The following is a 6,454-nucleotide window of genomic DNA, read 5'->3' on the forward strand; positions in this document are numbered from 1 at the left end:
AGGATCCTGACCGCCGGCGGGCCGAAGCGCGTCGCGGGCGCCGCCGCAACGGGGCGCGGCGGAACCGGAGGGGCGGCCCGCATCCGGTTCTCGGCGAGCCGCGCCTCGATCCGCCGCGCCGCGCCGTCGCCGACCCGTTCCAGGAAGAGCGGCACGGTGCGGTCCTCCCGCGGCAGGGTCACGATATCGCCCGGCTCGAGGTCCAGCCGTTCCGGCGGCAGCGCGAGTTCGTGGCGTTCCCGTCCGGCCCAGAGATCCCGCAGCATCCTGTTGGTCAGCGCCTCCGCACTCGATGCGTCGACCACCGCGTTGAGCTCGACCGTGCTCGTGCGCCGGCTGGCGCCGGCGAGCCGGCGCGAGGCGGCCGCCGAGACGTGGTAGTCCCGGTCCGGGTCGCTGGTCCTGAGCACGATCTCGTTGGCGAGCTCGGTCTCCTGCGCCCGCACGCAGCGCAGGACCGGCTCCTCCTCCGTCTCCACGAACCGCGCCGGGTCGAGCGCGGCGTCGGCCGGCCGCGCGCGGCCCCTGAAGACGATCGCGTCGCCGCCGTCTGCCGCATCGACGCCGAATACCGCCAGCAGCGGCTCGAGCGCGCCGCGGGCCGACACGATCTCGTTGATCGCGGCGCCGCCGAGCACGCCGTGGACGTCGGCGGTCCGGAACTCGGCGAATCCGTTGTCGGCGAGAATCGCGGCGATCAGCGCCTCGAGCGTGATCGCGCCGAGCCGGCCGTTCAGCCAGTGGCCGCGCTGCCAGTTCGCGCCGTCGGACCACACCTCCGAGAGCGCCGGGAACGCCGGATAGGGCCGGGCGTCCCAGGCCCAGAGATGGATCCGCGCGGGATCGATCATGCGCCCGCCATAGACGCCCGAGAGCGGATTGCCGCCGCGATAGTCCGGGTGGTCGGGATCGAGCATGCGCTGGAAGGCGTCGATGTAGCTGCGCTGGGCCATGTCGTCCCGCGCGCCGGACGAGAAGTGGGGAAGCGCCGACTGCGCCGATTTCGGATCGTAGAAGACGTTCGGCTGGTTGGCGCCCTTGTCGACCGCCGGGCAACCGAGCTCGGTCAGCCAGATCGGCTTCGATTCCGGCACCCAGGCGGTCGGGCTCGCGGCCTCGATGCCGCCGGGCCGGTCGTAGTGGAGGTTCGACCACCAGGCCGGCAGGTCCTTGTAGCGGAAGGTCCAGGGCTTGCCGGCCGCGCCGTCGGTGATCGCGCTGCGCAGCTGCGCCCGCCGGTCGGCGTCGCCCGCATAGTACCAGTCGTAGCCCTCGCCGCCGCGGACATTGCCGCAGAGATAGTCGGGCTCGTAGGGCGAGCGCCCGCTCGCCTCGTCGAGATGGCCGGCCTCGTCGCGCCAGTCGGAGAGCGGGTGGTAGACGTCGATCCCGACCGCGTCGATCGCCGGGTCCGCCCAGAGCGGGTCGAGATGGAAGCGGAACTCGCCGCTGCCGTCCTCCGGCCGGTGCCCGGAATATTCGCTCCAGTCCGCCGCGTAGGTGAGCGCCGTGGCGGGCCCGAGCACGGCGCGCAGCTCGCCGGAAAGCGTCCGCAGGCCCTCCACGAAGGGATAGGTGCCCGGCCCGGCGCGCAGCTTGGAGAGCCCCGGCATCTCGGAGCCGACGAGGAAGGCGTGCACGCCCCCCGCCGCGAGCGCGAGATGCGCATAATGCAGCATCATGCGCCGGTAGCCCCAGTCCTCCTCCGGGCCGGAATAGGAGACCGCCTCGTCGGAGACCGCGAAGTCGCCCGGCGCCGCCCCGCCGAGAAAGTCCGCCACCTGCGCCGCCGCGGTCGGCGTGCCGTCGGCGCTGCCCGGCCGGCCCGGCGCAGGATCGCCGGTGATCCGCCCCCGCCAGGGAAAGGCGGGCTGGCCGGCCGCGCCGGAATAGGGATCCGGCAGCGCGTTCCCGGCGGGAATGTCCATCAGGATGAACGGCACGAGCGCGACTTTCAGCCCGCGCGCCTTCAGGTCCCGGATCGCCGCGACGACGCTCGCGTCGCTCGGCGAGCCGCCATAGGCCGGCCTGCCCTCGACGAGGCTCACCCGCTCTGCCTCTTCGCGGGCGAGGCCGGCGACCCGCCAGTCCCGCTCCAGCGTCTCCTTCGTCGGGTCGTCGACCTTCGGCCTGATGGTGCAGGCGCCCGCGCGGAGGTCGCTGCCGAACCAGGCGACGACGAGGCTCACCCATTCGAGCCGCGGACAGAGCGCCTGCAGCTCGTCGAGCGAGACGGTCCAGTCGGCGGCGAGCCGGTCGGCATTGGTGTTCTCGGGCGCGTAGAGGCCGTCGCCGAGCACGCGCGTCACCGGCTCCGGGTCGTAGCCGAACTCGGTCGATCCGGGGATCACGCAGACGCTGCGCACATGGTCCTCGATGCCGGGCAGCCGCCGCAGCACCTCGAAGGAGAGCTGCGGGATGCGGTTGCCGAAGGCCGCGAGCGGTAGGCGCTCGAAGACGACATAGGCGGTGCCGCGATAGGCGGGCGCGTCCGGCTCGTGCGCGGCGATGAGCGCGTCCGCCTCCTGGCTCTCCGAACCCGGATGCACCCGCATCGTCAGGTTTCCGGTCTCCAGCAGCGCGCCGTCGGCCCAGACCCGGCCGATCCGCGTGACCGGCCCTTCGCAGAGCCCGACGGCGAAGTTCGCGAAATAGCTGTATTCCGTCGTGGTCACGCTCGGGCCGCCCTTGCCGCCCTCCGTCTCGGTCGACTGCACCTCCTCGAAATCCGTCGCCCAGATCACCTGGCCGGCGAGCCGCACCTTGCCGTAGACGCGCGGCAGCACGCTGCCTTCCGTCGAGCTCTGGACCTGGAGGTCGGAGAGCCGCGCGCCCTCGACGCGTCTTGCCGCGCCGAAGAGGGCCTGGTCGACGAGATGGCCCGCGACCGCGCCCGCCGCGCGCCCGATCAGGAGCCCGACGCCGCCGAAGACGGAGCCGAGCGCGGCGCCGGCGGCGCCGAGGACGAGTGTCGCCATTACGCCTCCAATCCGGGAAACCGGAATGCGAAGGCGGCGCGGCGGCGCCACCAGTCCGACAGCGGCACTTCCGCGACCGCGGCGCCCTGCTGCGCGTGGATCATCCGGCCGCCGCCGGAAAGGATGGCGACATGCTTCGCCGGCATGTCGCGCCGCCACCGGAACAGCACGAGGTCGCCCGCCTCCGCCTCGCCGATTGCGATCGCCGCGACGTGCCGGCCGGCCGCCTCGGCAAGCGTCTCGCGCTTGTTCGCCTCCGCCCAGTCGGGCGTATAGGCCGGCGGCGTCTCGGCCTCCGTGCCGAGCACCTCCCGCCAAACCCCGCGCACGAGGCCGAGGCAGTCGCAGCCGACCCCGCGCAGCGAGGCCTGGTGGCGGTAGGGCGTGCCGATCCAGCCGCGCGCGGCGGCGACGATCTCGATGCGCTTCATGGCCTCAGCCCCGCGTCGCGGAGGCGAGCACGAAATCGTTGCCCGGCATGTGCGGGAATCCCCGGAAGTTCGCCACGTTCGCGAAGCGGTCGCGGCAGGTCGCAAGCCGCTTGTCGCAGCCCGCCGTCACGGTGAAGCCGTCGCCGGCGGCGATCGGCTCGACCGTCGCGAGCCAGAGGCCGAGCAGTCCGCCTCCCGTCTCGCTCACATGCCGGTCGATCTCGATCCTGCGGCCGGCATTGCCGCCGGAGGTGAAGGTCAGGAGTCCGCCGCTGAAGAGCCCGTCCGCGCGGCCGGCGAGCGCCGCCGACCTCACCCAGCTGTGCCCGTCGGTCTCGCTCACCGTCGCGACGGCGGAGAAGGCCGGGCCGGCGAGGCTCACGCCGCAGCGCGCATCGCCCAGGTCGGCGTCGCAGGTGAAGCGGAAGAGCCGGCCCTGCGGCTGGTCGAGCCGGTGGGCGAGGCCGCGCACTTCCGCCGTGAAGGCGCCGTCCTCGCGCCGCACCTCGCCGATCGAGCCGATCCGCATCAGGTGCCTCTGGGCGGGATCGGCCCAGTTCACGAGCCAGGTCTCGATCCGCGCATCGTCGTAGAGCCCGGCCTCCAGGTCGGCTCCGGTAATCCGCTCCGAGCTGAGCGCGCCCGTCACCTCCAGCCCGCCGACCGCGAACCCGGCATGGGCGACCGCCTCGGAGGCGTCGAGCCCGGTCGCCGGCTCGTACGCCGTGCCGTCGAAGGCGATCGTGCGGTCGTGGTCGGTGAAGCCGAGCGCCGCGCCGTCGCTCCGGACGAGCTTCCAGCACCAGGCGAGCGTGGTCGCGCCCGAGGCGAGATGGGCTGCGAGCTGGGCCTGGAAGCGCTTCACGTGCGGATCTCCACGATCGGGATGTTCGGAGCCTCGCCCGCCTCGAAGGCGGCGAGATTGATGTCGAGGCGGTCGGTGTCGAACCGCACCGGGACGTCGAAGGCGAAGCCCGCCGTCACCGCGGCGCCCACAGGCGGGATCGCGCCCGGCAGGAACGTCAGGACGCCGCTCGTCGGATCGGCCGTGAACGCCGTTCCCTCGCTCTGCTCGACCCCCGCCACCGCGACGCGGACCGTTCCGGCCACCGGCTTCCGGATCGCGCGGGAATAGGGCGCGAAGCCGCTGCCGTAGCTCTTGGCGAGCTGGAAGGCCGCCGTTGCGCCGTCGCCGGTCCCGATCGTCTGGTCGAGCGGCCCGGGCGCCTTCCCCGGCGGCGCCGACTGGCGGTCCAGCCGGTCGCGCCACCGGAAGCCGTGGAAGCGGCCGCGGCGCTCCTCGAAGAAGGCGAGGAGCACGGCAAGGTCGGCCGTGGAGTGCAGCCCCGTCCCGGCATTGTAGCGGCGCCGCGAATCCGCCCAGCGGGCGTTCCGCTGCTCGTGGCCGGAGGCGAGCCTGACGATCTCGGTCCGCCGCTCCGGCCCGCCCGTCGCCCCGAAGCCGATCGCGATCGGAAAGACGATTTCGTGGAAGTCCGCATCCGCCATGGCTCAGGTCCCCCTCTGCCCGCGCGCGACGGCGCGCGCCAGCAGCGCCGTCAGCTCCGCCTCCGAGCGGCGGAAGCTCTCCGCGTCGCGCGCCGTGACGTTGAGCGTGACGGAGATGCCACCCGCTCCGCCGCCCGCCCGGATCCCGAGCCGCCCGTCCGGCCCGCGCGAAAGCGGCAGCACGGCCTCCGGCCCCGCCTCCCCCATCAGGCCGAGCCCGCCGCGCATCGGGAAGTAGGTCGGCGCCGCCACGATCCCTCCGCTTGCGAAGGCGCGGACCCGGCCGCCGGAGAACGCGCCCCCGGCGGCGAACGCCCCGCCGCCGAAGATCCCGGCGAGCGCGCTTTCGAGGAGCGCGGCGATGCCGGTTCCGATTGGTGCCAGCGCCTGGCTGAGGGCACGGCCGGAAAGCCCGAGCGCGAGCCCCTTGAGGACGTCGTCGAGCCGCTTTCCTTCGAGCGCGGAGCGCCGGAAGGCGGCGCTCATCGCCCGGCCGAAATCGTCGGCGAGCCCCTCGAGGCCCCGCAGCGAATCCGCGATCGCCGCCTGGCCGAAGTCTCCGCCGCTGTCCTCGTCCGGAACCATGGTGTTTCCCCGTATTGCCGGTCCGCCGGCCGGTGCAAACGGCGCCCGGCCGGAAAGCCCCAAAGCTTTCTTGAGCAATCGCCGCCGCTTAGCGCTCGCGGCCCGCGCGGAACCACTCGCCCCGCCTCGCGTTCGTGCTGCCGGAGAGGGCATTGAACGGGAGACTAGAATGCGCAAACTTCTTCTCGCCGCGGCTGCGACCGCGATCCTCGCGTCGCCGTCGGCGTTCGCCCAGGAAGGCACCGCCGCGGGTATCGCGGGCGGAGCCGCCACCGGTGCGGTCCTCGGCGGTCCGGTCGGCGCCGTCATCGGCGGCGCCGCGGGCGCCATGATGGGCACCGCGATCGATCCGCCGCCGGCGGAGGTCAAGCAGTACGTCGTCCAGCAGCCCGCCCAGCCGGTCGAGGTCCAGGGCACGGTCGAAGTGGGCGCGGCGCTGCCGCAGACGGTCGTCGTGCACCCGGTGCCGAACTACCAGTACAGCTACGCCGTCGTGAACAATAAGCGCGTCCTCGTCGATCCGGGCACGCGCAAGGTCGTCTACGTCATCCAGTAGGCTGTCGCCGGGCCGCCGGGACCGTCCCGGCGGCTCAGCTGCTCCGGTCCGGAAAGCGCGCCATCAGCCGGGCGAGGTCGTCCCGGCCGATCGGCGCGCTCTTTGTTCCGGGCGGGGTGAGCGCCGCGGCGAGCTCGCGCGGGGTCATCGCCCAGAATGCCGAAGGCGGAAGCCGCAGCGTGCCGAGCCCTGCCGCCATCGCCTCCCGCCAGGGAAAGGCGGCCGGCCCGCCCGCCGCGGCCGTCAAGGGTTTGCGGCCTCCCGCGCCTCCCCGCCGTCCCCGAACGTTGCCCGGATGAGATCGGCGGCGATGGCGGCGAAGCCGGCCGCGCCGCCTTCGGCGCGCATGGCCGCCACCTCGTCGTCGCTCACCGCCGCGCCGCCCCCGCGCAGGC

8 protein-coding genes are annotated in these 6,454 nt (G+C 73.6%); 1 reads left to right on the plus strand and 7 read right to left on the minus strand.

The genetic code is table 11. The features are described 5' to 3' along the window. The 5 genes from E4O86_RS21805 to E4O86_RS21825 form a co-directional block, all read right to left on the minus strand. Positions 1–2,978 (minus strand): baseplate multidomain protein megatron (locus E4O86_RS21805; protein WP_161142660.1); only part of this gene is annotated, 2,978 nt, incomplete at its 3' end. After that, complete coding sequence (locus tag E4O86_RS21810) at positions 2,978–3,409, minus strand: NlpC/P60 family protein (RefSeq protein WP_161142661.1); 432 nt, start codon at positions 3,407–3,409, stop codon at positions 2,978–2,980. The genes E4O86_RS21805 and E4O86_RS21810, both read right to left, overlap by 1 nt. 4 nt (positions 3,410–3,413) lie before the next feature. Next, positions 3,414–4,274 (minus strand): baseplate hub domain-containing protein, encoded by an 861-nt coding sequence (locus E4O86_RS21815; RefSeq protein ID WP_161142662.1) that lies wholly within the window; start codon positions 4,272–4,274, stop codon positions 3,414–3,416. Continuing rightward, entirely contained in the window at positions 4,271–4,918 is a 648-nt protein-coding gene (locus E4O86_RS21820; RefSeq protein WP_161142663.1) for a DUF2460 domain-containing protein, read from the minus strand. Before E4O86_RS21820 ends, E4O86_RS21815 begins: the two co-directional genes overlap by 4 nt. 3 nt (positions 4,919–4,921) lie before the next feature. Continuing rightward, positions 4,922–5,503: a phage tail tape measure protein gene (locus E4O86_RS21825; protein ID WP_246206548.1), complete on the minus strand. Its 582-nt coding sequence runs from the start codon at positions 5,501–5,503 to the stop codon at positions 4,922–4,924. A 169-nt stretch (positions 5,504–5,672) separates the two neighbouring features. Here E4O86_RS21825 and E4O86_RS21830 point away from each other — a divergent pair, with 169 nt between their 5' ends. Beyond that, positions 5,673–6,059 (plus strand): DUF1236 domain-containing protein, encoded by a 387-nt coding sequence (locus tag E4O86_RS21830; RefSeq protein WP_161142664.1) that lies wholly within the window; start codon positions 5,673–5,675, stop codon positions 6,057–6,059. A gap of 34 nt (positions 6,060–6,093) precedes the next feature. Here the strand turns inward: E4O86_RS21830 and E4O86_RS21835 are convergent, their stop codons facing one another. Then, positions 6,094–6,306, minus strand: coding sequence for a rcc01693 family protein (locus E4O86_RS21835; RefSeq protein WP_161142665.1), 213 nt, complete (start codon positions 6,304–6,306; stop codon positions 6,094–6,096). Further along, complete coding sequence (locus tag E4O86_RS21840; protein ID WP_425500150.1) at positions 6,303–6,452, minus strand: GTA-gp10 family protein; 150 nt, start codon at positions 6,450–6,452, stop codon at positions 6,303–6,305. The genes E4O86_RS21835 and E4O86_RS21840 overlap by 4 nt, the downstream gene beginning before the upstream one ends. Between the last annotated feature and the right edge of the window lie 2 nt (positions 6,453–6,454).

This window comes from Propylenella binzhouense, from assembly GCF_009866965.1.
Lineage (GTDB): Bacteria > Pseudomonadota > Alphaproteobacteria > Rhizobiales > Afifellaceae > Propylenella > Propylenella binzhouense.